The sequence below is a fragment of the Erythrobacter sp. WG genome, from assembly GCF_026586795.1.
Classification (GTDB): Bacteria; Pseudomonadota; Alphaproteobacteria; order Sphingomonadales; family Sphingomonadaceae; genus Erythrobacter.
Window position 1 is genome coordinate 41,254 of record NZ_JAPFGY010000005.1, and the last position, 22,843, is coordinate 64,096.

General features: G+C 68.1%; 25 protein-coding genes and 1 tRNA gene. 16 read left to right on the plus strand and 10 right to left on the minus strand.

From position 1 onward, the window contains the following. The first annotated feature begins 69 nt into the window (after positions 1 to 69). Positions 70 to 294, plus strand: coding sequence for a 50S ribosomal protein L31 (gene rpmE, locus OPU67_RS03870; RefSeq protein ID WP_267617710.1), 225 nt, complete (start codon positions 70 to 72; stop codon positions 292 to 294). Between the two features lie 87 nt (positions 295 to 381). On the opposite strand, the gene OPU67_RS03875 is transcribed toward rpmE, so the two are convergent. Continuing rightward, complete coding sequence (locus tag OPU67_RS03875; RefSeq protein ID WP_267617711.1) at positions 382 to 1,005, minus strand: prolyl hydroxylase family protein; 624 nt, start codon at positions 1,003 to 1,005, stop codon at positions 382 to 384. Positions 1,006 to 1,234: 229 nt separating this feature from the next. Here OPU67_RS03875 and OPU67_RS03880 point away from each other — a divergent pair. The 10 genes from OPU67_RS03880 (at position 1,235) to OPU67_RS03925 (ending at position 9,639) form a co-directional block, all read left to right on the plus strand. Continuing rightward, positions 1,235 to 1,311, plus strand: a tRNA-His gene (locus OPU67_RS03880). Positions 1,312 to 1,366: 55 nt separating this feature from the next. Then, positions 1,367 to 2,434 (plus strand): Glu/Leu/Phe/Val family dehydrogenase, encoded by a 1,068-nt coding sequence (locus OPU67_RS03885; RefSeq protein ID WP_267617712.1) that lies wholly within the window; start codon positions 1,367 to 1,369, stop codon positions 2,432 to 2,434. 120 nt (positions 2,435 to 2,554) lie between these two features. Next, entirely contained in the window at positions 2,555 to 3,313 is a 759-nt protein-coding gene (gene ccmC, locus OPU67_RS03890) for a heme ABC transporter permease CcmC (protein WP_267617713.1), read from the plus strand. Next, complete coding sequence (locus OPU67_RS03895; RefSeq protein ID WP_267617714.1) at positions 3,313 to 3,453, plus strand: hypothetical protein; 141 nt, start codon at positions 3,313 to 3,315, stop codon at positions 3,451 to 3,453. The genes ccmC and OPU67_RS03895 overlap by 1 nt, the downstream gene beginning before the upstream one ends. 16 nt (positions 3,454 to 3,469) lie before the next feature. Continuing rightward, on the plus strand, positions 3,470 to 3,931 hold the full coding sequence (ccmE, locus tag OPU67_RS03900; protein ID WP_267617716.1) for a cytochrome c maturation protein CcmE: 462 nt from the start codon (positions 3,470 to 3,472) through the stop codon (positions 3,929 to 3,931). A 27-nt stretch (positions 3,932 to 3,958) separates the two neighbouring features. Then, positions 3,959 to 5,944, plus strand: coding sequence for a heme lyase CcmF/NrfE family subunit (locus tag OPU67_RS03905; protein ID WP_267617718.1), 1,986 nt, complete (start codon positions 3,959 to 3,961; stop codon positions 5,942 to 5,944). Between the two features lie 6 nt (positions 5,945 to 5,950). Next, complete coding sequence (locus OPU67_RS03910; protein ID WP_267617719.1) at positions 5,951 to 6,481, plus strand: DsbE family thiol:disulfide interchange protein; 531 nt, start codon at positions 5,951 to 5,953, stop codon at positions 6,479 to 6,481. Beyond that, positions 6,481 to 6,909 (plus strand): cytochrome c-type biogenesis protein, encoded by a 429-nt coding sequence (locus OPU67_RS03915; protein ID WP_267617850.1) that lies wholly within the window; start codon positions 6,481 to 6,483, stop codon positions 6,907 to 6,909. Before OPU67_RS03910 ends, OPU67_RS03915 begins: the two co-directional genes overlap by 1 nt. Beyond that, on the plus strand, positions 6,906 to 7,553 hold the full coding sequence (locus OPU67_RS03920) for a tetratricopeptide repeat protein (protein WP_267617720.1): 648 nt from the start codon (positions 6,906 to 6,908) through the stop codon (positions 7,551 to 7,553). The genes OPU67_RS03915 and OPU67_RS03920 overlap by 4 nt, the downstream gene beginning before the upstream one ends. A gap of 139 nt (positions 7,554 to 7,692) precedes the next feature. Then, positions 7,693 to 9,639, plus strand: coding sequence for a potassium transporter Kup (locus OPU67_RS03925; protein ID WP_267617721.1), 1,947 nt, complete (start codon positions 7,693 to 7,695; stop codon positions 9,637 to 9,639). Positions 9,640 to 9,648: 9 nt separating this feature from the next. Here OPU67_RS03925 and OPU67_RS03930 read toward each other — a convergent pair whose 3' ends face one another. The 5 genes from OPU67_RS03930 to OPU67_RS03950 all read right to left on the minus strand — a co-directional run bounded on the left by OPU67_RS03930 (position 9,649) and on the right by OPU67_RS03950 (position 14,945). Continuing rightward, positions 9,649 to 10,296, minus strand: a complete 648-nt coding sequence (locus OPU67_RS03930) for an inner membrane-spanning protein YciB (protein WP_267617723.1) — start codon at positions 10,294 to 10,296, stop codon at positions 9,649 to 9,651. Next, positions 10,296 to 11,222, minus strand: a complete 927-nt coding sequence (gene ftsY / locus OPU67_RS03935) for a signal recognition particle-docking protein FtsY (protein WP_267617724.1) — start codon at positions 11,220 to 11,222, stop codon at positions 10,296 to 10,298. The genes OPU67_RS03930 and ftsY overlap by 1 nt, the downstream gene beginning before the upstream one ends. Continuing rightward, positions 11,219 to 12,394: a MiaB/RimO family radical SAM methylthiotransferase gene (locus tag OPU67_RS03940; RefSeq protein WP_267617725.1), complete on the minus strand. Its 1,176-nt coding sequence runs from the start codon at positions 12,392 to 12,394 to the stop codon at positions 11,219 to 11,221. Before OPU67_RS03940 ends, ftsY begins: the two co-directional genes overlap by 4 nt. Further along, a complete protein-coding gene (dapF, locus tag OPU67_RS03945) occupies positions 12,391 to 13,194 on the minus strand; it encodes a diaminopimelate epimerase (protein WP_267617851.1) in 804 nt (267 codons plus the stop codon). Before dapF ends, OPU67_RS03940 begins: the two co-directional genes overlap by 4 nt. A gap of 89 nt (positions 13,195 to 13,283) precedes the next feature. After that, positions 13,284 to 14,945 carry a putative bifunctional diguanylate cyclase/phosphodiesterase gene (locus OPU67_RS03950; RefSeq protein WP_267617726.1) on the minus strand — a complete coding sequence of 554 codons (1,662 nt, stop codon included), beginning with the start codon at positions 14,943 to 14,945 and terminating at the stop codon, positions 13,284 to 13,286. Positions 14,946 to 15,078: 133 nt separating this feature from the next. Between OPU67_RS03950 and OPU67_RS03955 the strand changes: the two genes are divergently transcribed. Beyond that, positions 15,079 to 15,483 (plus strand): EVE domain-containing protein, encoded by a 405-nt coding sequence (locus OPU67_RS03955; RefSeq protein ID WP_267617727.1) that lies wholly within the window; start codon positions 15,079 to 15,081, stop codon positions 15,481 to 15,483. A gap of 240 nt (positions 15,484 to 15,723) precedes the next feature. Continuing rightward, positions 15,724 to 15,894, plus strand: a complete 171-nt coding sequence (locus tag OPU67_RS03960) for a CsbD family protein (protein ID WP_267617728.1) — start codon at positions 15,724 to 15,726, stop codon at positions 15,892 to 15,894. 111 nt (positions 15,895 to 16,005) lie between these two features. Here OPU67_RS03960 and OPU67_RS03965 read toward each other — a convergent pair whose 3' ends face one another. After that, the gene (locus OPU67_RS03965; protein WP_267617729.1) at positions 16,006 to 17,700 is read right to left on the minus strand and encodes a thiamine pyrophosphate-binding protein; all 1,695 of its coding nucleotides are present in this window, start codon (positions 17,698 to 17,700) and stop codon (positions 16,006 to 16,008) included. Positions 17,701 to 17,885: 185 nt separating this feature from the next. Between OPU67_RS03965 and OPU67_RS03970 the strand changes: the two genes are divergently transcribed. Beyond that, positions 17,886 to 18,077 carry a hypothetical protein gene (locus OPU67_RS03970; RefSeq protein WP_267617730.1) on the plus strand — a complete coding sequence of 64 codons (192 nt, stop codon included), beginning with the start codon at positions 17,886 to 17,888 and terminating at the stop codon, positions 18,075 to 18,077. On the opposite strand, the gene OPU67_RS03975 is transcribed toward OPU67_RS03970, so the two are convergent. Next, positions 18,074 to 19,402 (minus strand): MFS transporter, encoded by a 1,329-nt coding sequence (locus OPU67_RS03975; protein WP_267617731.1) that lies wholly within the window; start codon positions 19,400 to 19,402, stop codon positions 18,074 to 18,076. The genes OPU67_RS03970 and OPU67_RS03975 overlap by 4 nt on opposite strands. 152 nt (positions 19,403 to 19,554) lie before the next feature. Between OPU67_RS03975 and pgsA the strand changes: the two genes are divergently transcribed. Next, positions 19,555 to 20,163, plus strand: coding sequence for a CDP-diacylglycerol--glycerol-3-phosphate 3-phosphatidyltransferase (gene pgsA / locus OPU67_RS03980; protein WP_267617732.1), 609 nt, complete (start codon positions 19,555 to 19,557; stop codon positions 20,161 to 20,163). Between the two features lie 58 nt (positions 20,164 to 20,221). Next, the gene (locus OPU67_RS03985; RefSeq protein WP_267617734.1) at positions 20,222 to 20,569 is read left to right on the plus strand and encodes a hypothetical protein; all 348 of its coding nucleotides are present in this window, start codon (positions 20,222 to 20,224) and stop codon (positions 20,567 to 20,569) included. Between the two features lie 10 nt (positions 20,570 to 20,579). Here OPU67_RS03985 and OPU67_RS03990 read toward each other — a convergent pair whose 3' ends face one another. Then, a complete protein-coding gene (locus OPU67_RS03990; protein ID WP_267617736.1) occupies positions 20,580 to 21,476 on the minus strand; it encodes a LysR substrate-binding domain-containing protein in 897 nt (298 codons plus the stop codon). A 140-nt stretch (positions 21,477 to 21,616) separates the two neighbouring features. Then, positions 21,617 to 22,825, minus strand: a complete 1,209-nt coding sequence (gene rnd, locus OPU67_RS03995) for a ribonuclease D (protein ID WP_267617737.1) — start codon at positions 22,823 to 22,825, stop codon at positions 21,617 to 21,619. Positions 22,826 to 22,843: the final 18 nt, after the last annotated feature.

A 22,843-nucleotide genomic window follows, 5' to 3' on the forward strand; every position in this document is an offset into this window, starting at 1 on the left:
TAAGCGCGCCGCTTCCCGTTTCATAGCACCGCCGGTCGGCACCGGCGACACGCTCGAAGGATTTGCGTCATGAAGACCGAAGGTCACCCCGATTACCACATGATCACGGTCAAGATGACCGACGGCACCGAATTCCAGACCCGTTCGACCTGGGGCAAGGAAGGCGACGTGCTCGCGCTCGATATCGATCCGCTGAGCCACCCCGCCTGGACCGGCGGCAAGCAGCAGGTCTCCGAAGGTGGCCGCGTGGCCGCGTTCAACAAGCGCTTCGGCGGCCTCAGCCTCAAGAAGTAAGCGATATTGCAAGCTGCGCAGCCTCTCGGGGCTGTAACGAGGGAGGCGGGCCGACGGGTCCGCCTTTTTCGTTTCCGGCGCCCCGGCTCACCCCTGCCAGGGGCGCTCGCGATACCACTTGGTGATGACGTATTTGACGCCCTTCCTCACCTTCATGCCGTGGTGGAGCGTCGCCGGGTTCACGCCGCCGTTGGGCAAGCGGTTGTTCCAGCACAGGAGCTTGCCGGCCTCGGGCTGGAAGGTCTTGCCCGCCACCTTGAAGCGCGTGGCGCCGCCGGCCGGGACATCGTTCAGGTAGATCATGAAGGTCCAGGTGCGGTTTCCCGACCGCGCGCAGTAGCGTTCGAAATCCCCGCCGCCGGGGGTGAAGTAGTCCGTGTGCGGCTTGAATTCCTGCCCCTCGGCATAGCGCTGGCCCTGCAACGGCTCGCCAAATGCCGGGTCGATTCCCGAAAGCTGCGCCAGCAGGGCCTCGACACGCTGTACCGGGACGAGATCGGCGGCGAGGTCGCAGGTCTCGCTGGTGCGGAAGGCAGGGTCGCCATTGTCGTCGGCGATCGTCGAAGGGCGGCGCTCCGCCTCGATCAGCGCGATGAGCTCCGCTGCGAGCGCCGCATCGACGAATCGCCGGCACTGGAAAAGCTCGGCCTTGGGCGTGGGCACCCGCTGCACTCCGGGCTGTGCGGCAATGGATTCGCTGATCGATGTCATGCCGGGCCAGGATAGGGATGCCGCCGTCTCAGGCAAAGCTTTCGGTCACGCGAAACAAAATTGCGTCATACTTGCCACGGCGCAGTTTTCGCTTCCCTTGGAAGGGCCTTTGTGCAAGAGGCGCGCCTCCCCGTCCCGTGCTCTTGACGGTGTGGTTTGCGTGCGCAATGCCGCGCCTCTTCGCACGGTGCCCGCAGCCGCCGAAAGGCCAAGCGGGCAGGGGCGTGTGGCGATCATAGCTCAGTTGGTTAGAGCGCCGGTTTGTGGTACCGGAGGTCACGGGTTCGAACCCCGTTGGTCGCCCCATCTCTCCCCTTTCTCGCCGTGCAGCACCTCCGCAGCCGCGGACCGGGGAGACGACATGACCGCATTCTGGGCCGAGCCCGATTTCGACGCGCACGAGCAGGTGACGCTGGCCCATGACCGGGCGAGCGGGCTCACGGCGATCATCGCGGTCCATTCCACCCACCTCGGCCCCGGCGCGGGCGGCACCCGCTTCTGGCACTATGCCGAGCCCGGACACGCGATGCGTGACGCGCTGCGCCTGTCGCGCGGCATGAGCTACAAGAACGCCATGGCCGGCCTGCCGATGGGCGGCGGCAAGGCGGTGATCCTCGCGGACGAGAGCCGCACCAAGACCCCCGAAATGCTCGCCGCTTTCGGCGATGCCGTCGAGGCGATGGGCGGTCGCTATGTTACCGCCGAGGACGTCGGCATCTCCGAGGCCGACATGGTCGCGGTTTCCCGGCGCACCGCCTACGTCTCGGGCCTGCCGGTCGAAGGCGAGGGCAGCGCGGGCGGCGATCCCGGCCCGTTCACCGCGCAGGGCATCTATCTCGGCATCAAGGCCGCCGTGGCGCACAAGCTGGGCAAGGACAGCCTCGCGGGCGTCCATGTCGCGCTGCAAGGCACCGGCAGCGTCGGCGGCGGCGTGGCGCGGCTGCTGGCGAAGGACGGCGCGAAGCTCACCCTTGCGGACATCGACGCCGCCCGCGCTGCGCGGCTAGCGGACGAACTGGGCGGCACCGCCGTCGCCTCCGACGCGATCATGGCGACGGCGTGCGACGTGTTCAGCCCCAATGCCCTGGGCGCGATCCTCGACGATGCCGGCATCGCCGCGCTCGACTGCGCGATCGTCGCCGGCGGGGCGAACAACCAGCTCGCCCGGCCCGAACACGGCGCGGCGCTGGCGGCGCGCGGCATCCTCTATGCGCCCGACTACGTCATCAACGCCGGCGGGATCATCTCGGTCGCCACCGAATACCTCGCGCGCAGCGAGGGGCGGGCGGGCGATATCGCCGAGGTGGGCGCGCTGATCGCGCAGATCCCCGGACGGCTCGAATCGATCTGGCAGGAGAGCAAGGCCACCGGCGAGACTGCCGACGTGGTCGCCGACCGCATGGCGCAAAAGCTGATCGGGCGCGGTTGAGCACAGACGGCGGCCGGTCGCGAAAGCGGCATTCGGGGCTGGAACAATTCGGCTTTCGTACCATTTGCGCTCTTGTCCGGCGTGGGTGTAAGACTACAAGCCCGGCCAGACCGAAAAACCATGCACATCTACGCCAATCCCGCCCGATTCCTGCGTCTCGCCAAATGGCTGACCCCGCTCATGTTCTGGAGCGGGTTGGTGCTGTCGGTCGGGGCGGTGCTGTGGGGCCTCTTCATGGTCCCGCCCGACCGGCTGATGGGCGATACAGTGCGCATCCTCTTCATCCACGTCCCCGCCGCCTGGCTCGGAATGGGCGGGTGGACCGGGATCGCGATTTCCTCGGGCGTTCTGCTGATCTGGAAGCACCCGCTCGCCGCCGTCGCCGCGCGCGCGATCGCGATGCCTGGCATGGTGTTCTGCGCGGTGTGCCTCGCCACCGGCTCGATCTGGGGGCGGCCGACCTGGGGGACCTGGTGGGAATGGGACGGGCGCCTGACCTCCATGCTGGTGCTGCTGTTCCTTTATGCGGGTTACATCGCACTCTCCGAGGCGACCGAGAAGGAAGGCGGGTCTTCGAGGATCGCCGCGATCTTCGGCCTCGTGGGTGCGGTCAACGTGCCGATCATCAACCGTTCGGTGGTGTGGTGGAACTCGCTCCACCAGCCGCCGAGCATCACCGCGGGCAAGAGCGCGATCGAGGCGACCTTTCTCGTCCCGCTGCTCGTCGCGGTCGTCGGCTTCTCGCTGCTGTTCGGCGCAATCGTGCTGATGCGGATGCGCGCGATCATCGCGGAAGCGCAGGTCGAGGCGCGCCTGCGCCGCCGCGCGCTCGATGACGATGCGCCGCTCGGCGCCGCGCCGGTGCTGGAGCAGGCCTGATGCGCGAAGAGCTCAACCAGTGGGATTTCGTGTGGCTCGCCTATGGCGTCGCGGCGGTTGCGCTCATTGCACTTGTCATCTGGGCGTGGCGCGCGATGGTCGCCGCCGAGGCGCGGCGTGACGCGGTCAAGCGGCGCTGAGCGCGAGGAACGAGGGATGAAGGCCAAGCATCAACGACTGGTTCTGGTGGTGATCGCGCTGCTCGCGATCGTCGGCGCGGGCCTGTTGGCGGCCTGGGGCCTGCGCAATCAGGCTAACTATTTCTACCTGCCCGAGCAGATGGCATCGGAGCCTCCGGCGGTCGGCCAGGCGGTGCGGCTCGGCGGGATGGTGCAGAAAGGCTCCGTCCGGACCGATGCCGACGGGGTGACGGTCAATTTCCGCGTCACCGGCAACACCGCCGATGCGATCCCGGTGCGCTACAGCGGCATCCTGCCCGACCTGTTCACCGAAGGCTCGGGCGTGGTCGCGGAAGGCAGCCTCGGCCCGGACGGGGTGTTCAAGGCGACCAACCTCCTTGCCAAGCACGACGAGAACTACGTGCCCAAGGAGCTCGAGGGCATGGGCACCGAACAGGCCGCCAAGATGGCCGCCGACACCACTGTCGGGCTTAAGTAGCGCCGTGACGCGGGCGAGGGACAGGCGATGATCGCGGAAATCGGCCTTGCCGCCCTGTGGCTCGCGGCAGCCCTGGCTGTGCTGCAATTGGTTTCCGGCGCCTTCGCGCTGAAGGCGGTCGACGGCCAGGTCAACCCTCTCGCCATCTATGCGCGGCCCGCTGCCGTGACGCAGGCGCTGCTGGCGGCGCTCGCCTTCGCGATGCTGCTCTGGGCCTTCGCGACGACCGACCTGTCGATCAAGCTTGTCGCCACCAACTCGCACTCGATGAAGCCGCTGGTCTACAAGCTGACCGGCACCTGGGGGAATCACGAAGGCTCGATGCTGCTGTGGGTCGGCGTGCTGGCGCTGTCGGGAGGCCTGCTCGCGGGCTTCGAGCGCCGCCTGCCGGAGCGCACCATGGGCGCGACGCTCGCCGTGCAGGGCTTCGTGGCATTGGGCTTCTACGCCTTCCTGCTCCTGTCCTCGAACCCCTTCGAGCGCCTGCCCGCGCCGGCGGCCGAGGGCAACGGTTTGAACCCGCTGCTTCAGGACATCGGTCTCGCGATCCATCCGCCGACGCTTTATGCGGGCTATGTCGGCCTGTCGGTCGCCTTCAGCCTCGCAATGGGCGCGCTGCTCACCCGCGAGGTGACGCCGGCCTTCGCCCGCGTCATGCGCCCCTGGGTGCTGGGCGCCTGGGTGCTGCTGACGCTCGGGATCACGGCGGGCTCCTACTGGGCCTATTACGAACTGGGCTGGGGCGGCTGGTGGTTCTGGGACCCGGTCGAGAACGCCTCGCTGATGCCGTGGCTTGCCGCGACCGCGCTGCTGCATTCGGTGAGCGTGCTGGCCGCGCGCGATGCCCTGCGCACCTGGACGATCATGCTCGGCGTGCTCGCCTTTTCGATGTCGATGCTCGGCACCTTCCTCGTGCGTTCGGGCGTGCTGACGAGCGTCCACGCCTTCGCGGTCGATCCGGAGCGCGGCGCGTTCATCCTCGCCTTGCTCGGCATCTACATCGGCGGGGCCTTCGCGATCTTCGCCCTGCGCGCGGGCGCGGTGGCGGAGGGCAAGCGCTTTGCCGCCGTCAGCCGCGAGGGAGCGCTGGTGTTCAACAACGTGATGCTTTCCGGCATCCTTGCGATCGTGCTTCTGGGCACGCTCTACCCGCTGCTGACCGAGGCCTTCGACGTGCGTGTTTCGGTCGGCCCGCCTTATTTCAACCCGGCCTCGGCGATCTTCGCGATCCCCATGCTGCTGGTGATGGCGGTCGGCCCGCTGCTGCGCTGGAAGAGCGACAACCCGGGGCGCCTCAGGATGGAGCTGGTCATCATCGGCGCGCTGATGGTCGGCGTGATCGTGGCGGTGAGCATCGTCGGCCAGTATCCGCTCCTGCCGCTGCTCGGCCTCGGCCTTGCCCCGGCGCTGGCGGTGGCGGCGGTGCTGCCGCTGAAGGGCCGCAAGCTCGCCCGCGTGCCGGTCGCGACCTGGGGCATGGTCGTCGCCCATTTCGGCATCGCCGTCGCCCTCTTCGGCATGGCCTGCGAGGGCGCCTTTTCGCGGGAGCGCCTCGCCGCCGTGGCGCCGGGCGGCACCGAGCGGATCGGCGATTTCGCGGTTACGCTCGAAAGCGTGACGCCGGTCGCCGGGCCCAACTGGACCGCCATCGAGGCGCGCCTCGCCGTGCGCGAGGGCGGCGGTGCGCCGGTGATCCTCACCCCGCAGGCACGCAGCTTCTGGTCGCCGCAGCAATCGACCAGCGAAAGCGCGCTCCTCACCCGCTGGAACGGCCAGCTCTATGCCGTGATCGGCAACCAGGCCGAGGACGGTCGCTGGCAGCTGCGCATCTGGTGGAAGCCCTTTGTCACCTTCATCTGGTATGGCGGCATTCTCGTCGCGCTGGGCGGCGTTCTCGCGATCGCCGGCCGGGTGCGGGTCGACGTTCGTCGTCGCCTCGCCAGCACCAAGGGTGACCGTCGCCGGGCCGATGTCGAGGCGCTCGGCCGGCCCGCGCCGGTGCCGGCGGAGTAGCGCGCGATGCGGAACCGCCTGTGGCTGTGGGTGCCGCTCGCCCTGTTCGCCTTCTTCGCGGGGCTGGCGGCCTATATGCTCACCCAACCCAAGGACCAGTTCGTCCAGAGCGCGATGATCGGCCAGCCGCTTCCCGATTTCGCGCTGCCGCCCGCCTTCACCGGGCTGCCCGGCGCGAGCAAGGCGGACCTTGCCGACGGCCGCCCGCGCCTCCTCAACATCTGGGCAAGCTGGTGCCTGCCCTGCATCGCCGAGGCGCCGCAGCTTGAGGCCTTGCAGAAGCAGGGCGTCGAAATCGTCGGCATCGCGATCCGCGACCGCCCCGAGGATGTCGCGAATTTCCTCGCCAAGCACGGCAACCCTTATACGCGGATCGGCAGCGACAGGATCTCCGAAGTGCAGCTCGCGCTCGGATCGTCAGGGGTGCCCGAAACCTTCGTGATCGACGGCAAGGGCATCATCCGCCACCAGCACATCGGCGACATCCGTCCCGAGGACGTGCCGAAGCTGATCGCCGAACTGGAGAAGGCGCGGTGATCCGGGGCTTGATCGCCTTGGTGCTGGTTCTGATCGCGCTGCCCGCGCTTGCGCAGGATTCGATGCCGCCCGCGCCTTACGCCTACAATCAGCTCGCCGACCCCCGGCTCGAGGCGGAGGCTTCTGCGCTTATGCACACGCTGCGCTGCATCAAGTGCCAGTCGCAGTCCATTGCGGATTCCGATGCGCCGATGGCAGGCGATATGCGCCATCAGGTGCGCAGCCGCATCTTGGCCGGCGAGAGCCCGGAGCAGGTGCGCCGCTGGCTGATCGACCGATACGGCGACTATGTCAGCTATGAGCCCGAGGTGAGCGCGACAACCTGGCCGCTGTTCGCGATCCCGGTGCTGCTGATCCTCGCCGCGCTCGCCGTGCTGCTGCGGCGGCTCGGGCGTCGGCGCGGCGCGGGCGAAGGAGAGGCGGCATGATCGCTGCCTGGCTGCTCGTCGCGGCGCTGGCGCTTGCGGCCTTCGCTTTTGCGGTGGTGGTGCTGAAGCTCCCGCGCGAGGGGATGACGCTGTTCGCTGCGGTGTTGGTGTTCGGCCTTGCGGGTTATGCCTGGCAAGGCTCGCCCGGGCAGCCCGGTGCGCCCAAGCCGCGCATGGAGAACGCGAGCCAGGAAGGTGCGGCGATGGTCGAGGGGCGCAGCGCTTTGTTCGATCGCACCCGGCCGCCGCCCGGCTACCTCGTGACGTCCGATGCCTTCGCTCGGCGCGGCCAGTTCGAACAGGCCGCCGGGCTGCTCCAGAGGGGCCTGCGGGAGAACCCCCGCGACACCGAGGGATGGCTCGCGCTCGGCCTCGCGCTGGTGGGGCACGCCGATGGCTTCGTCACCCCGGCCGCGGTGCAGGCCTTCGGCCGCGCCAAGGCGATCGATCCGCTGAACCCGGGGGCGGAATACTACCTCGGCGTCGCCTATCTGCGCAGCGGCGAGATCATCGCCGCGCGCAATGTCTGGGCGAGGCTGCTTGCGGATTCTCCTGCTGATGCGCCATGGCGGCCGGGACTTGCGGCCGACGTCGCGCGGCTCGACGACATGATCGCGCGCGCCCCGATGCTCCAGCGGCAGTGATCCGCGCGCGTGTCCGGCGCATGACGGCGAGCGGGAGTTTGTTGCAGGTGCTAACGCGCGGTGCTAGGCGCGCCGCCTTGCCGGCGACGAGTCGTTCGCAGCCGATGGGCAGTACCGCGGGATCCGGGAAATCCGAGTGATGAGCAGCACAGCGACCGAACCCGCCCAGGCCAGCGCAGGGCACGCCCAGGGACACGGCCACAAGTCCTCCACCGCTATGCTGGCGATCGGCGCGATCGGCGTGGTGTTCGGCGACATCGGCACCAGCCCGCTCTACGCCTTCCGCGAGACCTTCGCCTCGCACCACGGCGCCCCCGGCATCTCGCCCGACGCCGATCACATCCACGGGGTGCTGAGCCTCGTCTTCTGGTCGATGATGATGGTGGTGACGGTCAAATACGTCTTCACCATGATGCGCGCCGACAACGGGGGCGAGGGCGGCAGCCTGGCGCTGATCGCGCTGATCAAGCGGCGTGCGCAGACCAAGGGATGGACCGCGCCGCTGATCCTGCTCGGCGTGTTCGCCACCGCGCTGTTCTATGGCGACAGCATGATCACCCCGGCGATCTCGGTCCTCTCGGCGACCGAGGGCCTGCAATACATCGTCCCCGGCTTCGAGCCGTGGATCGTGCCGACGGCGGTGGCGATCCTGTTCGGCCTTTTCGCGATCCAGTCGCGCGGGACCGAACGGGTGGGCAAGCTGTTCGGCCCGATCATGCTCACCTACTTCACGATGCTGGCGGTGCTGGGGGTGATGCACCTGTCGGCCGATCCGGCGATCATCCTCGAGACGATCAATCCGGTGAACGCGCTCAATTTCTTCGTCACCGACGGGTTCGTCGCCTTCGTGGCGCTGGGCAGCGTGGTGCTTGCGGTGACGGGGGCCGAGGCGCTCTATGCCGACATGGGGCATTTCGGGCGCAAGCCGATCGGCATTTCGTGGCTGACCTTCGTCTATCCCGCCCTGATGCTCAACTACATGGGGCAGGGCGCGCTGATCCTCTCGCAGCAATCGCCCGAGGCGGCCGCGGCGCTGATCAAGGACCCGTTCTTCCTGATGATCCCCGACATGGTGCGCGTGCCGGTCATCATCCTCGCCCTGCTGGCCACGATCATCGCCAGCCAGGCGGTGATCTCGGGCGCCTTCAGCCTCACCCAGCAGGCGATCCAGCTGGGCTTCATCCCGCGCATGGAGATCCGCCACACCAGCGCGTCGGCCGCCGGGCAGATCTACATCCCGGTCATCAACTGGGGCCTGATGGTGATGGTGATCCTGCTGGTGCTCTTCTTCCAGTCCTCGACCAACCTCGCCGCCGCCTACGGCATCGCAGTGACCGGCGCGATGTTCATCGACACGCTGCTGCTGGCCGCGGTGCTGTTCTCGCTGTGGAAGTGGCCGCTGTGGAAGGGCCTGCCGCTGGTCCTCACCTTCCTCGTGGTCGACATCGCCTATTTCGGCGCCAACCTCATCAAGGTGCCGCAGGGCGGGTGGGTGCCGCTGATGATCGGCGGGATCATCTTCACCCTGCTCACCACCTGGTCGCGCGGGCGCGAGCTGATGCGGGCGAGCATGACCGAAGGCTCGCTCCCCATCGAGATCTTCGCCAAGAGCGCGCAGAATTCCGCCACCCGCGTGCCGGGGACGGCGATCTTCATGGCCTCGACCAATTCGGGCGTGCCCTCCGCGCTGCTCCACAACATCAAGCACAACAAGGTGCTGCACGAGCGCGTGCTGATCCTCACCGTGCAGGTGCGCGGGATGCCCTATGTCGAGGAGAGCCAGCGCTTCGAGTGCAAGAGCCTCGGCAACGGCTTCTACCGGGTCACGATCTTCTGCGGCTTCCTCGAGGAGACCGACGTGCCCCGCATCCTCGGCACGCTCGACCTGTGCGGCGGCGCCTTCGACATGATGCAGACGAGCTTCTTCCTCTCGCGCCAGACCCTGATCGCCTCGTCCAAGCCCGGCATGGCGATCTGGCGCGAAAAACTGTTCGCGTGGATGCTGAGGAATGCCGCGAGCGCGATGGAGTTCTTCCGCCTGCCGACCAACCGCGTGGTCGAGCTCGGGAGCCAGGTGGAGATCTGATCGACCAGGCTAGGCCGTCGGCGGCTCGTCCTTCACCGCCGCGTCCTTTCCTTCCAGCGACAACCCGTGCTTCAGAAGCATCGGGATCTGGCTGAAGGTGAACAGGAAGGTCAGCGGCAGGAACACCCACAGCTTGGCCCACAGCCAGCTTTCGAAGGAGAGCTGGGCACGCAAGCCCTCGTTCAGCAGCGCGAGGCACAGGAAGAACACCCCCCAGTTGCGCGACAGCTTGAGCCAGCCTTGCTCGCTCAGACCCTCGAAGGCAGTTTCGAGCAGGATCCTGAGCAGAGCCTTGCCCCAGACATAGCCGCCCAGCAGGGCGATGCCGAAGGTCGCGTAGATGATCGTGGGCTTCAGCTGCACGAAGGTGGGATCGCCGAAGAAGATCGTGAGGCTGCCGAAGCCGACGATCAGCGCGGTCGAGAACCACAGCATCGGCGAGACCTTGCCGAGCCGCCACTTGGAGATCGCCAGCGCGGCCACGGCGGCGACCATGAAGGCGCCGGTCCCCGCGATGATGGCGGAAAGCTCGCCCACGGCATTGGCCTCGGCCGGCGCGTTCAGGCGGTAGACGCCGAGGAACACCAGCAGCGGCCCGTAATCGACCGCAACGTTGAGCCAGCTCGAGGCGGCCCTCTTGGTTTCGTTCTCGCTCATCACGCAACCCCCGCAATCACCCGCGCGACGAGGTCGGGGTCGAAGGGGCGCAGGTCCTCCATCCGCTCGCCGACGCCGATGGCATGGATGGGAAGGCCATATTGCTCTGCCGCCGCGACCAGTACGCCGCCGCGCGCCGTGCCGTCGAGCTTGGTCATGATGAGGCCGGTGACGCCCGCAACCTCCCTGAAGACGTCGATCTGGGAGAGCGCGTTCTGGCCGTTGGTCGCATCGAGCACCAGCACCACGTCATGCGGCGCCTCGGAGTTCAACCGACCCAGCACGCGGCGGATCTTGGCGAGCTCCTCCATCAGCTCCCTCTTGTTCTGGAGGCGCCCGGCGGTGTCGACGATCAGCGCGTCGATCCCGGTGTCGGTCGCTTGGCGGACCGCATCGAACACGATCGCCGCCGGATCGCCGCCCTCGGGCCCGCGAACCAGGTCGACCCCGATCCGGCCCGCCCAGGTGGCGAGCTGGCCGATCGCGGCGGCGCGGAAGGTGTCGCCCGCGGCCAGCAGCACGCCGTAATCGTCCTCCTGAAACAGGTGCGCGAGCTTGGCGATGGTGGTGGTCTTGCCCGAGCCGTTGACGCCGATCACGAGGATCACCTGCGGCCGCGGGAAGGCGGTGATCTCGAGCGGCTTGGCGACCGGGCGCAGGATCGCGGCGATCTCCTCGGCGACCGCCTCGCGCAGCTGCCGGGTGGTGATCTCGAGCCCGAAGCGCTTCTCCGACAGGCGCGCGCGGATGCGGGCGGCGGCAGCCGGGCCGAGGTCGGACATGATCAGCGCGTCCTCGACCTCGTCGAGCGTCGCATCGTCGAGCTTCGCCGTTCCGCCGCTCGTGCCGGGAAGATTGGCGGTCAGCCGCTCGGAGGTCTTGGCAAAGCCGCCGAACAGGCGCTCGCGCCAGGTGGGTTCTGTCATGCGAGGAGGCCCTCCCTGACCTCGCTGGGGGTCACGTCGACGATGGTGCCCGGCGCCGTGCGGTGGGGCAGGGCGACGGGTGCGTAGTTGGGGGCATAGCCCGTCCCGCCGCGCTCGGCGAGGACCGGCAGGGTTTCGCCCACAAGACCGGCGAGCCACGCCGCCCGGCGCGCGGCGGCGCGTTCCCTGAGGGCGGCGGCGCGGGCCTTCACCAGCTCGCGCGACACTTGGGGCATCCGCGCGGCAGGCGTGCCGGGGCGCGGCGAATAAGGAAAGACATGGGCGTGGACGATATCGAGCTCGTCGATGATCGACAGGTTCTCGGCATGGTGCGCCTCCTCCTCGGTCGGGAAGCCGGCGATGAGGTCCGCGCCGACCGCGATCTCGGGGCGCAGCGCCTTGAGCCGCGCCACCAGCGCCACGGCGTCGGCCCTGAGGTGCCGGCGCTTCATGCGCTTCAGCATCAGGTCCGCCCCGTGCTGGAGCGAGAGGTGGAGGTGCGGCATGACCCTTGGTTCGTGGGCAAGGAGTTCGAACAGCAGCGGATCGATCTCCACCCCGTCCACGGAGGACAGGCGTAGGCGCGTTAGTTCGCTTAGTTCATGCAGGACCGAGTGAACGAGAGCGCCGAGACGGGGTGCGCCTGCAAGATCATGTCCCCAGCTTGTCAGATCGACACCCGTCAGCACAATTTCCTTAGCGCCCGCCGCAAGATGCGAGTCGATCTGCTGTAGGACTTCGGCGACCGTCAACGAGCGGCTCGCCCCCCGGCCTCGCGGGATCACGCAGAAGGTGCAGGCGTGGTCGCAGCCGTTCTGCACCGCCACGAAGGCGCGGGTGCGTGCGGGCGCCACCGGCGGCGCCTCGCCGGGCACGTTCCACGCGCGCGGATCGAGCTTCGCGGCATTCGCCACCAGCGCGTCGACCTCGTCCATCGCGCCTACGCCCGCGCGGTCGATCTCGGCCGCGCAGCCCGTCACCACCAGCCGGGCCGCCGGATGGTCGCGCCGCGCGCGGCGGATGGCCTGGCGGGTCTGCCGCAGCGCCTCGCCGGTGACGGCGCAGGAATTGACGACGACAAGATCACGCTCGCCCGCCAGCATTGCGCGCATCCGCTCGCTTTCCGCGATGTTCATGCGGCAGCCGAGGCTGATGATGGTGGGTGCGGTCAAGCGAAGGCGTCCCAGTCGAACGTCCCGCGAAAGGCCTCGGTGGCGGGCCCGCTCATCAGGATCGTCCCGCCGGGTTCCCAGGCGATCGTGAGATCGCCGCCGGGGAGCGTCACGCGCACCGGGCTCGCCACCAGCCCGCGCCGGATCGCCGCCACGGCGCTCGCACAGGCGCCGGTGCCGCAGGCGCGGGTGAGGCCGGCGCCGCGCTCCCAGACCCGCAGTTTCAGGTGACCCGGCCCTGCAAGGCTCGCGACATTGACATTGACCCGCTCGGGGAACAGCGGGTCGGTCTCGATGAGCGGGCCGAGCCGGTCGAGTTCGACCGCATCGGCATCCTCGACGAAGAACACCGCGTGCGGATTGCCGACATTGACCGCCATCGGCCCTCCGAGCACGCCCTTGTCCATTGGCCACCCAACCGGCATCGCGGCAGTGTCCATCGGATAGGCGAGCGGGATCGCGTCCCAGTCGAAGCGCGGGGCGCCCATGTCGACGCGGGCGCCGCCCTCCAGCGGCTCGAGCGCGATCGGCCCGCCGCCGGTCGCGATGGTGACCGCCTCGCCGTGGAGCAGCGCCACCGCGCGCGCCGCATTGCCGCAGGCCTCGACCTCGCCGCCATCGGCGTTGAAGATGCGCATCCGGAAGGCGTGAGCCTCGCTCGGCTCCAGCAGCACCAGCTGATCGCAGCCGATCCCCGTCCGGCGGTCGGCGAGCGCGCGGGCGAGCGCAGCGGTCATCGCACCGGGCAGCGGGCGCGTCCGCGCGTCGAGCACGACGAAGTCGTTGCCCAGGCCGTGCATCTTGATGAAGGGGACCTCGCTCACGCCTGCGCATCTATGCACGCAGGGCGCCTACGTCCAGTCCCGCCCTCGGGCGGGCCCAGGTCGCCTCAGGATTGCGCGCCGCGCTGTCGCCGGTGCGCGTCGCCGACGACGGCAATGGGGGAGGGGGCGCTTTCGCCCGCCTGCTCCACCAGCTGACCGGCCTCCCGCAGCCGCGCGCGCACCGCATCGGCATCCTCGGGCAGGCCGTAGAGGTAGCCCTGTGCCTTCAGCCGGCCCATGCGCTTCAGGGCCATGAGGATGTCCTCGTCCTCCACACCTTCGGCGGTGAGCGGCAGGTCGAGCCCCCGCCCGAGGCTGACGATCGCCTCGACGATGTGCGAACGGTTGCTCGGCTCGCGCAATTCGGCAACGAAGCTGCGGTCGATCTTGATACGGTCGAAGGGCAGGTTGCGCAGCTGCTCGAGGCTCGAATAGCCCGTGCCGAAGTCGTCCAGCGCGATCTGCACGCCCTGATTGCGCAAGCTGGTGATCATCGAGCGCACGAGGCCGATATTCTCGTGCAGGCAGCTTTCGGTGATCTCGATCTCCAGCCGGCGCGGCGGGAAGTTGGCGGCGACCAGCATCTTGAGCAGGCGCTGGGCGAACCACGGGTCACGCAATTGCACCGGCGAGATGTTGATCGAGAGCGTCAGGCTGTCGTGCCATTCGCGCGCGTCGGCGAAGGCGCGTTCCATGAGGCGCTCGGACATCTCGCTGATGAGGCCGATCTCCTCGGCCACCGGCACGAAGACATCCGGGCTGACCAGGCCGAAATCGGGCGAGCGCCAGCGGGCGAGCATCTCGAAGCCGACCAGCGCGCCGGTCTCGACGTCGATCTGCTGCTCGTAGAAGGGCAGAAACTCGCCCCTGGAAAGACCGCGGCGAATGCCGGTTTCGAGGCTGTGGCGGAAGCGCAGCTCGCTCTCCATGCTCGGCTCGAACCAGAAGTAGCGGTTCCGGCCCTGCTTCTTGGCATGGTAGAGCGCCATGTCGGCGCGGTGCATCAGGGTGGAGGCGTCGACGACCAGGCCGATCGTGCCGTCGGGCTCGTGGTCGGCGGCGATGCCGATCGACAGGGTGACGTCGATCGTCACCTCGGGCAACTGGATCGGCTCGGCAAAGCTTTCGAACAGGCGGATCGCGAGGTCGTCGATCCGCTCGGGATGGCCGGCGGGGAAGGGCATGACGAAGGCGAATTCGTCCCCGCCCAGCCGCGCCAGCCGGGCCTCGCGCGGGAGCAGCGCGCGGATCCGCTCGCACAACATGACGAGCACGGCGTCGCCGTGAACGTGCCCGTGCATGTCATTGATCTGCTTGAAATTGTCGAGATCGATCATGCAATAGGCGACCGCCTCGCCGCGCTGCGCGGCGCGGGTGCGGATCGCCTCGGTCTCCCCGAACATCGCCCGCCGGTTGAGGCACCCGGTGAGCGGATCGGTCGAGGCCAGCACCTGCGCGCGGGCCTCGGCGCGGCGGCGTTCGGCGATCTCGCGGGTCAGTTCGCGGTAGCGCCGCCAGCCGAAGATGATCAGCGCGACATTGAGCAGCAGCGCATTGGCGAGCACCATGTCGGGCTTGTCGCCATAGCCGAGCATCGCCTGGATCGTCTGCGGGACGACCGAGCCGCCCGTGCCGATCAGCAGGATGATCGACGCCGCCGCGATGCCGAGCGCGACGAAATCGCGCTCGGCATTGTGCAGCGGATTGTCTGGCTCTTTGTCGGTCAACGCGGCTGCCCTATGCGGCTGATTGGAGCGTCCATCCCATAATGCGCTAAACATCGGGTTAATCCGGGGGGCTTGGCGGGGGGTGTCCGGGCCGTCTATCGGGGCGGTGTCACACAATGGGACGCGAGCGCTTATGGCCTACTGGCTGATGAAATCCGAACCGTTCAAATACAGCTGGGACGACCTCGTCGCGGAGGGCGAGGGGACCTGGGACGGGGTGCGCAACTATCTGGCGCGCAACAATTTGCAGGCGATGGAGGTGGGCGACGAGGCGTTCTTCTATCACAGCCGCGAGGGGCTGGAGATCGTCGGGATCTGCCAGATCAGCGTCACCGGGATCGGCGATCCGACCGATGCAACCGGCAAGTGGGCGGCGGTGAAGGTCAGGCCGAAGGAGCGCTTCGCCAAGCCCGTCACCCTCGCCGCGATCAAGGCCGAGCCGCGGCTGGCGGACATGCAGCTGATCCGCCTCTCCCGCCTGTCGGTCAGTGCGGTGACTCCGGAGGAATGGCAGCTGATCCGCGCCATGGCCGGCTGACCGGGTTGTTTCACGTGAAACACCGCCGCGAACGCTGGGCAACGCGGGTCTAAAAAGGGTCTGGCAGGGGGCTGGCAGGGGTCAGGCGGGCCCCGAGGGCGTCCTATACACCGTCAGGCGGCGGATCACCTCGTCGCGGCCCTGCCTCTGTTCGCCCCTTGTGCCGGAACGGCTTTCGCCCTCATGCGTCCAACTTCTCGAAAGGCCAATAAAAACATTGGTTTAACGCAGGAGGTTATCATGGGTGAATTCACCGACAAGGTCAAGGGCACCGCCAAGGAAGTGGTCGGGAAGGCCAAGCAGCAGTCGGGCAACCCCGCGACCCGCGCCGAGGGCCGCGCGCAGGAAGCCGAAGGCAAGATCGACAAGGCCAAGGGTTCGGTCAAGGGCGCGCTTGGCGACCGCATCTGACGGTCCGCAGGGCCAGACCCGATGGCCCGACAAGGCGGTTTAGTCACCGCGTACCGGAAAGGCCGCTCTCCACATCGAGGAGGGCGGCCTTTCTCGCATCCGGCTCCCGCGTCAGCCGGCACCCTTCGCCTTTGCGCGCAGCCCGCTGATCGTCGCGCCGCTCGCAGCGATGTGCTCGAGATCGGTGAGCGCATGGATCAGGCGCACGCCGCTGCGGCCCTTCGCGTCCTCGAGCGCGGCGATGAACTCCCCCGTCGTCTCCGCCCGCGCCGCCCACGCGCCATAGGCTTCGGCAAGCTTCGCGAAGTCGGGATTGACCAGCTTGGTCGCCGAGACCCGGCCGGGATATTCGCGCTCCTGGTGCATCCGGATCGTGCCGTAGGCACCGTTGTCGACCACCACCACGATCAGGTTCGCGCCGTGCTGCACGGCGGTTGCCAGCTCCTGCCCGTTCATCAGGAAATCGCCGTCCCCCGCAACCGCAACCACCGTCTGTCCGGGTAAGCGCAGCGCGGCGGCGATGCCGGCGGGGACGCCGTAGCCCATCGCCCCGCAGGTCGGCGCGAGCTGGCCCGGGAAGGCCTCGTAGCGCCAGTAGCGGTGCCACCAGCCGGCGAAATTGCCCGCCCCGTTGGCGACGATGGTGTCGGCGGGAAGGTGTGCGCGCATCGCGGTGACACAGGCGGCAAGGTCCATCGCCGCGTCCGAGCCGCCCGGCGTCGCCCAGGCCTCCCACGCGGCGTGCGCCTGCGCGCCCGCATCGAAAGGGATGATCTCGCTGTCGTCCCACAGCCGCGCGCATTCGGCGAATTCGTCGACCGCGCAGCACAGCGCCAGATCGGTGCGGTAGACCCGGCCGAGCTCCTCGGGGTCGGGATGCACGTGGACGAGCAGCTGGCCGGGATGCTCGAGGCCGGGGAGGGTGTAACCGTCGGTGGTCGCCTCCCCCAGCCTTGCGCCGACGGCGATGATGAGGTCCGCCTGCGCGACGCGTTCGGCGAGCTTCGGGTTGGGGCCGTAGCCGAGGTTGCCGGCATAGACCGGCGAGGAGGGGGCGATCGCGTCCTGGCGGCGGAAGGCGGTGGCGACGGGCAGCCCGATCCGCTCGGCAAAGGCCTGGAAGTGCTCCCGCGCCTTGGCGTTCCAGCCCGCCCCGCCGATGATCGCGATGGGGCTGGCGGCATCGGCGATCATGTCGAACAGCGCCTGCATCGCATCGGGGCAGACGGCCTGCGCGGGGCGCACCACGGCCGGGCGCGGGGCGAGCGCAGCGGGGACCTGTTCGACCAGCATGTCCTCGGGCAGGGCCAGCACGACCGGGCCGGGCCGCCCGCTCATCGCCGCCGCATAGGCGCGGGCGATGTATTCGGGGATGCGCGCCGGATCGTCGATCCGCGCCGCCCATTTGCAGATGGGCGCGAAAAAGGCGGGGAAATCGACCTCCTGGAACCCCTCGCGCCCCTGCGCAGAGCGCGCGACGTCGCCCACGAAGAGGATCATCGGCTGCGAATCCTGGTGCGCGACATGGACGCCGATCGAGGCATTGGTCGCGCCCGGGCCGCGGGTGACGAAGGCGATGCCGGGCCGCCCCGATCCTTCGGCAAGGCTCAGCGCCCCGTCGGCGCAGGCCATGAACGCCGCGCCCCCTTCCTGGCGGCAGGTGACGACGTCGATCTCCGGCCGGTCGGGCAGGGCATCGAGCACGGCGAGGAAGCTTTCGCCCGGCACGGTGAAGATCCGGCTGGCGCCCTGCGCGGCGAGGCAATCGACCAGCAGCGCGGCGGCGGTTCGGGTGGAATCAGGCACGTGTCGTCTCTCCCCTCGTGGCTGGGGGAGGCTCTACAGCCGGGGGCAGGGCCGTGCAAACCGCCTCGCCCCTTCCACAGCCCTGCACGGCTTGTCCCACGCCGCGACAGAATGGCCGCAAAGCGTTTCCAACCGTTAAGAAAGTCTTAAAGACTGGCTGCCCCGCCACCCGGAGATTCGCCGAAATGCGCCGCAGCCTGGTCCTCACCGACGAGACCGCCCGCCACTGGTTCCGCGCTTCGCTGCCGCCGCACGTCACGCGCGATCTGATCCCGATTCCGGCCGAAAGCCTGTGGCGCCTGACGGTCGAGGACGTGCGCGGCGTCGCCAGCACCTACGTGGCGCTGACGCTCGCGATCTTCGCCTTCATCCTTTAGGCCGCGGCAGCCTCGGCGGAGGGGCGCTGCCCTTCGATCCGGTAGAGCTTGCGCGCGGTGGTGGCCGAAACCACGCACAGCCCGAGACTGACCAGCAGTTGTTCTTCGAGCGGGATGCCGAAGAAGCCGAGCACCCCCGCACCCCCTGCGCCCACCGCCATGAACACGCAGGAGATGAAGTTGTTCGCCGCGACCGAACGCGAGGCTTCCGACTTGTCCACGCGGGTCGTCAGGAAGGCATAGAGCGGCACCACGAACATCCCCCCCGCGACCGCGATCAGCAACAGATTGGCGATCAGCACGAGTGCCAGCGGCTGTGCGAGGAATTCGGAAACGCCAAAAAGGCCGCCATTTGTCGGCGTCAGGTTCCACATCCGGCATCCGAGGTAGAAGGTGACCAGCAGCACCGCCATCACCAGGACTGACACCGGCGAATGGCGCGCGGAGATTTCGCCCTTCAGCAGGGCATTGATCGCCACAGACCCGATCGCGATCCCTGCGGAGAAGGCCACCAGCAGCACCATCGCCACCTGCTTGTCGGCGAGCAGCACATTCTTGGCGAGGGGGAAGAACTGCGTGCCCAGGATCGCCGCAATGGCCCAGAAATAGCTGATTGCGAGCACCGAATAGCGCAGCTCGAGATTGCCGAACGAGAAGGCGATCAGGTCTCTCGAGGCGCGGACCGGGTTCCAGTCGACCTTGGTGTCCTCGCCCTGCGCGGGCGCGGGCGGGACGTGGCGACACACCGCATAGCCGAGGATGGCGAAAGCGATGATCGCCACTGTGCTCTGTGTGACCGAGAACACCGCCGAAAGGATCATGCCGGCAAGGATCGCCACGTAGGTGCCGGCTTCGACCAGCCCGGTCCCAGCGAGCACTTCGCCGTCCTCAAGGTGCTGGGGGAGGATCGCGTACTTGATCGGGCCGAAGAAGGTCGAATGCACCCCCATCGCGAACAGGGCCACAAACATCAGCGGGATCGCGACGCTTTCCACCGCGATGCCGCGCGCGGCCATGGTGAGACCGGCGGCGCCGATCGACATGATGATGATCTCGGCGAACTTGATCCAGCGGATGATCCTGGTCTTGTCGCGCATGTCGGCAAGCTGGCCCGAGGTCGCCGAGAACAGCACGAAGGGGAGCACGAACAGCGCGGTCGCGACACCGCTCACCAGTGTCTCCATCTCCGGCGAATCGTAGAGCTGGTACACGATGAACAGCACCATCGCGTTCTTGTAGAGATTGTCGTTCAGCGCGTTCAGCAGCTGGGTGAGGAACAGCGGCAGGAACTGCCGTTTGCGCATCAGCTGGGTGGATGTCGTCATGCGTGGCGGCGCCAGTGTTCCGGTTGCATGCCTCGCGACATAGCGCGAGGCGGCACTTTCACAAGAGCGGCATGATCCGGGGCGGCATGTCGGGTTGTCGTGCCGACGGGGGTTTTGCGCTTGGCCGAGCGGCGCTAGAGGAGAAGGCGCCCATGCAGAGCCTCCCCAACATCCTCACCGCCTCGCGCATCTTCGCGGTGCCGCTGCTCGCCTTCTTCCTGTGGTGGCCGGAGTGGCGGCTGGGCTACCTCGTCGGCTTCGTGCTCTACTGCGTGATCGCCATCACCGATTTCTTCGACGGCTATCTGGCGCGCGCGCAGGGGGCCGTCTCGAAGCTCGGGATCTTCCTCGATCCGATCGCCGACAAGATCATGGTCGCCGCCGTCATCCTCGTGCTGACCGCGCAAGGCTATCTGCGCGGGCCTTATGCGGGGGACGTCCACGTGATCGCGGGGCTCATCATCCTGGTGCGCGAGATCGCGGTCTCGGGCTTGCGCGAGTTCCTGGGCGGCATCCAGGTCTCGGTCCCGGTCTCGCGGCTCGCCAAGTGGAAGACCACCTTCCAGCTCGTGGCGCTGGGCGCGCTGATTCTCGGCGGGGCGGTGCATGGCAAGCCCTGCCAGTCGGTGGGCGAGGGCTGCGGCACCATCGCGCAGAGCTGGGTGCACCTCGTCGGCCTCGTCTCGCTGTGGACGGCCGCGGTGCTGACCCTCATCACCGGGTGGGACTACCTGCGCGTCGGCCTCAAGCACATGGACTGAGAAACGCCCGTTTCCGTAGGGTCTTGCATGGGCCGGCGGCGGTGATACAAAATCTCGCATGGGATGGGATTCGACGCCCGAACCGGGCGCTTTCGTAGGGCAATTGGCAGACCACGCACGCCAGCTTCAACGCGAGGCGCGGGACGCGTTCGAACGGGGGGACTACACCCGCGCCTCAGCCCTGATCGGCGATGCGGAACTGCTGGCCGAGGATGTCCACGAACTGGTGGCGGCGATGGAGCGGCGTCAGATCGGCAGCCTGGCGACGCTCGCGGCCTATGACCTGCGGATCGATGCCGAGACCCCGCCGCAGCCGCCCGCGCGCCGCCTGCCGCTGAGCCCGCGCGCGCTCAAGCTCGCGATCGGGGCGAGCCTCACGCTCGGGCTGGCGCTGACCGAATTCTGATCCGCCCGCGCTAGCCCGCGCGCAGTTCCTCGGCGAGCAGCTGGAAATCCGCCTCGCGCGGGGAATTGCGGCGCCAGGCGAGCACGATCGTGCGCGTGGCGGTGGGGCTGTCGACGGGCCGGGCGACGACCTGCGTGCCCGCGAGGATCCCCGCATTCAGCGCCATTTCGGGCAGCATGGTGAGGCCGAGATCATTGTCGACCAGCTGCACCAGCGTGTGCAGGCTCGTCCCGATCATCGCCGCGCTCGCCCGCAATTCGGCGCGGCTGCACGCGGCGAGCGCGTGGTCGCGCAGGCAATGCCCGTCCTCGAGCAGCAGCAGCCGCCCGGTGTCGATCATCTCAGGCGGAACGCTCGCCGGAGGATCGCGCGGATCATCCTTGGGGAAGGCGATGAACAGGCGGTCCTCGGCGATCTGCGCGATCGCGGCATCCCCGGTGTCGAAGGGCAGCGCCAGCAGCACGCAATCGACCCGCCCGTGGGAGAGGGATTCGAGCGCGTCCTGGCTGGTCTCCTCGCGCAGCATAAGTTTCAGGTCCGGCCGCTCGCGCTTCAGGCGCGGCAGGATGCGCGGCAGCAGGAAGGGGGCGATGGTGGGGATGACGCTCATGCGCAGCTCGCCGGACAGGGGCTTGCCCGATGCCTGGACGAGGTCAGCGAGCTCCTCCGCCTCGCGCAGCAGCCGGTTGGCCTTGGCGACCACCTGCTCGCCCAATGCCGTGAACCGCACCACCCGGCGCGAGCGTTCGACCAGCGTGACGCCGAGCAGGGATTCGAGCTCGCGGATCCCCGCCGACAGCGTCGATTGCGAGACGAAGCTCGCATCGGCCGCCTTGCCGAAATGCCCGTGCTCGTGAAGCGCTACGAGGTATTGCAACTGCTTGATGGTGGGGAGGTAGGTGGACACTCAAATCCTCCCCGGCACGGGGAGGGGGACCACCGAAGGTGGTGGAGGGGCGGGCAACGCTTGCGGGAAGGAGGCTCGCCCCCCCACCATGCTGCGCATGGTCCCCCTCCCCTGAAAGGGAGGATTGGCGGCGCGCACCCTCACTCCGCCGCCAGCGATGCCGAAGGGGCAGGCGCGGGCACCACGTCGTCGATATGGGTCATCTTGAGCCTGCCCTTCTCGACCGCGAAGGCGAGCTTGCCCTCGACCAGATCGAGGGCATCCTTGCCGAACACCTCGTAGCGCCAGCCCTCGAGCACCGACAGCTTGCGCACCCCGGCGGCGAGCGCCTCCATCTCGTCGGCGCGGGTGAGGAGGCGCGGGGCGACATCGATCTCGCGCGCGCGGATCTTGAGGAGGAGCTTGAGGAGATCGGCCACCAGCGCGCCTTCCTTGCCGAGCGGGGCGCCCTGCTTGATCTTCTCGGGCATCTCGTCCTTGGGCAGCGGCTCGGCGTCCGCCAGCACGCGCATCAACCGCTTGCCGATATCATTGTCCTTCCATGCGGCCGAAAGCCCGCGCACCTTGGCGAGATCGGCCTGCGCCTTGGGCGGGTGGCTGGCGATGTCGGCCAGCGTCTCGTCGCGCATGATCCGGCCACGCGGGATGTTCTTGTGCTGCGCCTCGCTCTCACGCCAGGCGGCGAGCGCCTTCATCCGCCCGAGCACCTGCGGATTGCGGCCCGGCTGTCGGATGCGCTTCCACGCGACATTGGGATCGGTGAGATAATTGGCCGGGTCCGCCAGCTTCTCCATCTCCGCATCGAGCCACACGCCGCGCCCGGTCTTGATCAGCTTTTTCAAGATCTTGGGGAAGATACCTGCCAGATGCGTGACGTCGCCGATGGCATATTCGATCTGCCGGTCGGTGAGCGGGCGGCGGCTCCAGTCGGTAAAGCGCGCGCCCTTGTCGATGGTAAGGCCGACCCAGGTTTCGACGAGGTTGGCATAGCCGATCTGTTCAGACTGGCTGATCGCCATCATTGCGATCTGGGTGTCGAATATGGGGTGCGGGGTCTTGCCCGTCATGTTGACGATGATTTCGACATCCTGCCCGCCTGCGTGGAAGACCTTGAGGACGTCTTCGTTATTCGTCAGCAGTTCCAGCAGCGGCGTCAGATCGATCCCGTCCGCCATCGGATCGATCGCGGCGGCCTCTTCGGTATTGGCGATCTGCACCAGGCACAGCTCGGGCCAATAGGTGTTCTCGCGCATGAATTCTGTGTCGACCGCGACGAAATCGGACTGGGCGAGACGCGCGCAGAGGTCGGCAAGGGCCTCGGTGGTGGTGATCAGCGGGTGGATCTTCATGTCTACTTTTCGCGGTTG

Excerpts from the sequence above, each read along its gene's own strand:
- pgsA (WP_267617732.1), top strand. The coding sequence starts at position 19,555 with ATGCAGAGCCTCCCCAACATCCTCACCGCCTCGCGCATCTTCGCGGTG.
- rnd (WP_267617737.1), bottom strand. The coding sequence starts at position 22,825 with ATGAAGATCCACCCGCTGATCACCACCACCGAGGCCCTTGCCGACCTC.
- OPU67_RS03985 (WP_267617734.1), top strand. The coding sequence starts at position 20,222 with ATGGGATGGGATTCGACGCCCGAACCGGGCGCTTTCGTAGGGCAATTG.
- ccmC (WP_267617713.1), top strand. The coding sequence starts at position 2,555 with ATGCACATCTACGCCAATCCCGCCCGATTCCTGCGTCTCGCCAAATGG.
- OPU67_RS03905 (WP_267617718.1), top strand. The coding sequence starts at position 3,959 with ATGATCGCGGAAATCGGCCTTGCCGCCCTGTGGCTCGCGGCAGCCCTG.
- ftsY (WP_267617724.1), bottom strand. The coding sequence starts at position 11,222 with ATGACAGAACCCACCTGGCGCGAGCGCCTGTTCGGCGGCTTTGCCAAG.
- rpmE (WP_267617710.1), top strand. The coding sequence starts at position 70 with ATGAAGACCGAAGGTCACCCCGATTACCACATGATCACGGTCAAGATG.
- OPU67_RS03925 (WP_267617721.1), top strand. The coding sequence starts at position 7,693 with ATGAGCAGCACAGCGACCGAACCCGCCCAGGCCAGCGCAGGGCACGCC.
- OPU67_RS03975 (WP_267617731.1), bottom strand. The coding sequence starts at position 19,402 with ATGACGACATCCACCCAGCTGATGCGCAAACGGCAGTTCCTGCCGCTG.
- OPU67_RS03895 (WP_267617714.1), top strand. The coding sequence starts at position 3,313 with ATGCGCGAAGAGCTCAACCAGTGGGATTTCGTGTGGCTCGCCTATGGC.
- OPU67_RS03930 (WP_267617723.1), bottom strand. The coding sequence starts at position 10,296 with ATGAGCGAGAACGAAACCAAGAGGGCCGCCTCGAGCTGGCTCAACGTT.
- OPU67_RS03960 (WP_267617728.1), top strand. The coding sequence starts at position 15,724 with ATGGGTGAATTCACCGACAAGGTCAAGGGCACCGCCAAGGAAGTGGTC.
- dapF (WP_267617851.1), bottom strand. The coding sequence starts at position 13,194 with ATGCACGGCCTGGGCAACGACTTCGTCGTGCTCGACGCGCGGACGCGC.
- OPU67_RS03885 (WP_267617712.1), top strand. The coding sequence starts at position 1,367 with ATGACCGCATTCTGGGCCGAGCCCGATTTCGACGCGCACGAGCAGGTG.
- OPU67_RS03910 (WP_267617719.1), top strand. The coding sequence starts at position 5,951 with ATGCGGAACCGCCTGTGGCTGTGGGTGCCGCTCGCCCTGTTCGCCTTC.
- OPU67_RS03920 (WP_267617720.1), top strand. The coding sequence starts at position 6,906 with ATGATCGCTGCCTGGCTGCTCGTCGCGGCGCTGGCGCTTGCGGCCTTC.
- OPU67_RS03875 (WP_267617711.1), bottom strand. The coding sequence starts at position 1,005 with ATGACATCGATCAGCGAATCCATTGCCGCACAGCCCGGAGTGCAGCGG.
- OPU67_RS03955 (WP_267617727.1), top strand. The coding sequence starts at position 15,079 with ATGGCCTACTGGCTGATGAAATCCGAACCGTTCAAATACAGCTGGGAC.
- OPU67_RS03970 (WP_267617730.1), top strand. The coding sequence starts at position 17,886 with ATGCGCCGCAGCCTGGTCCTCACCGACGAGACCGCCCGCCACTGGTTC.
- ccmE (WP_267617716.1), top strand. The coding sequence starts at position 3,470 with ATGAAGGCCAAGCATCAACGACTGGTTCTGGTGGTGATCGCGCTGCTC.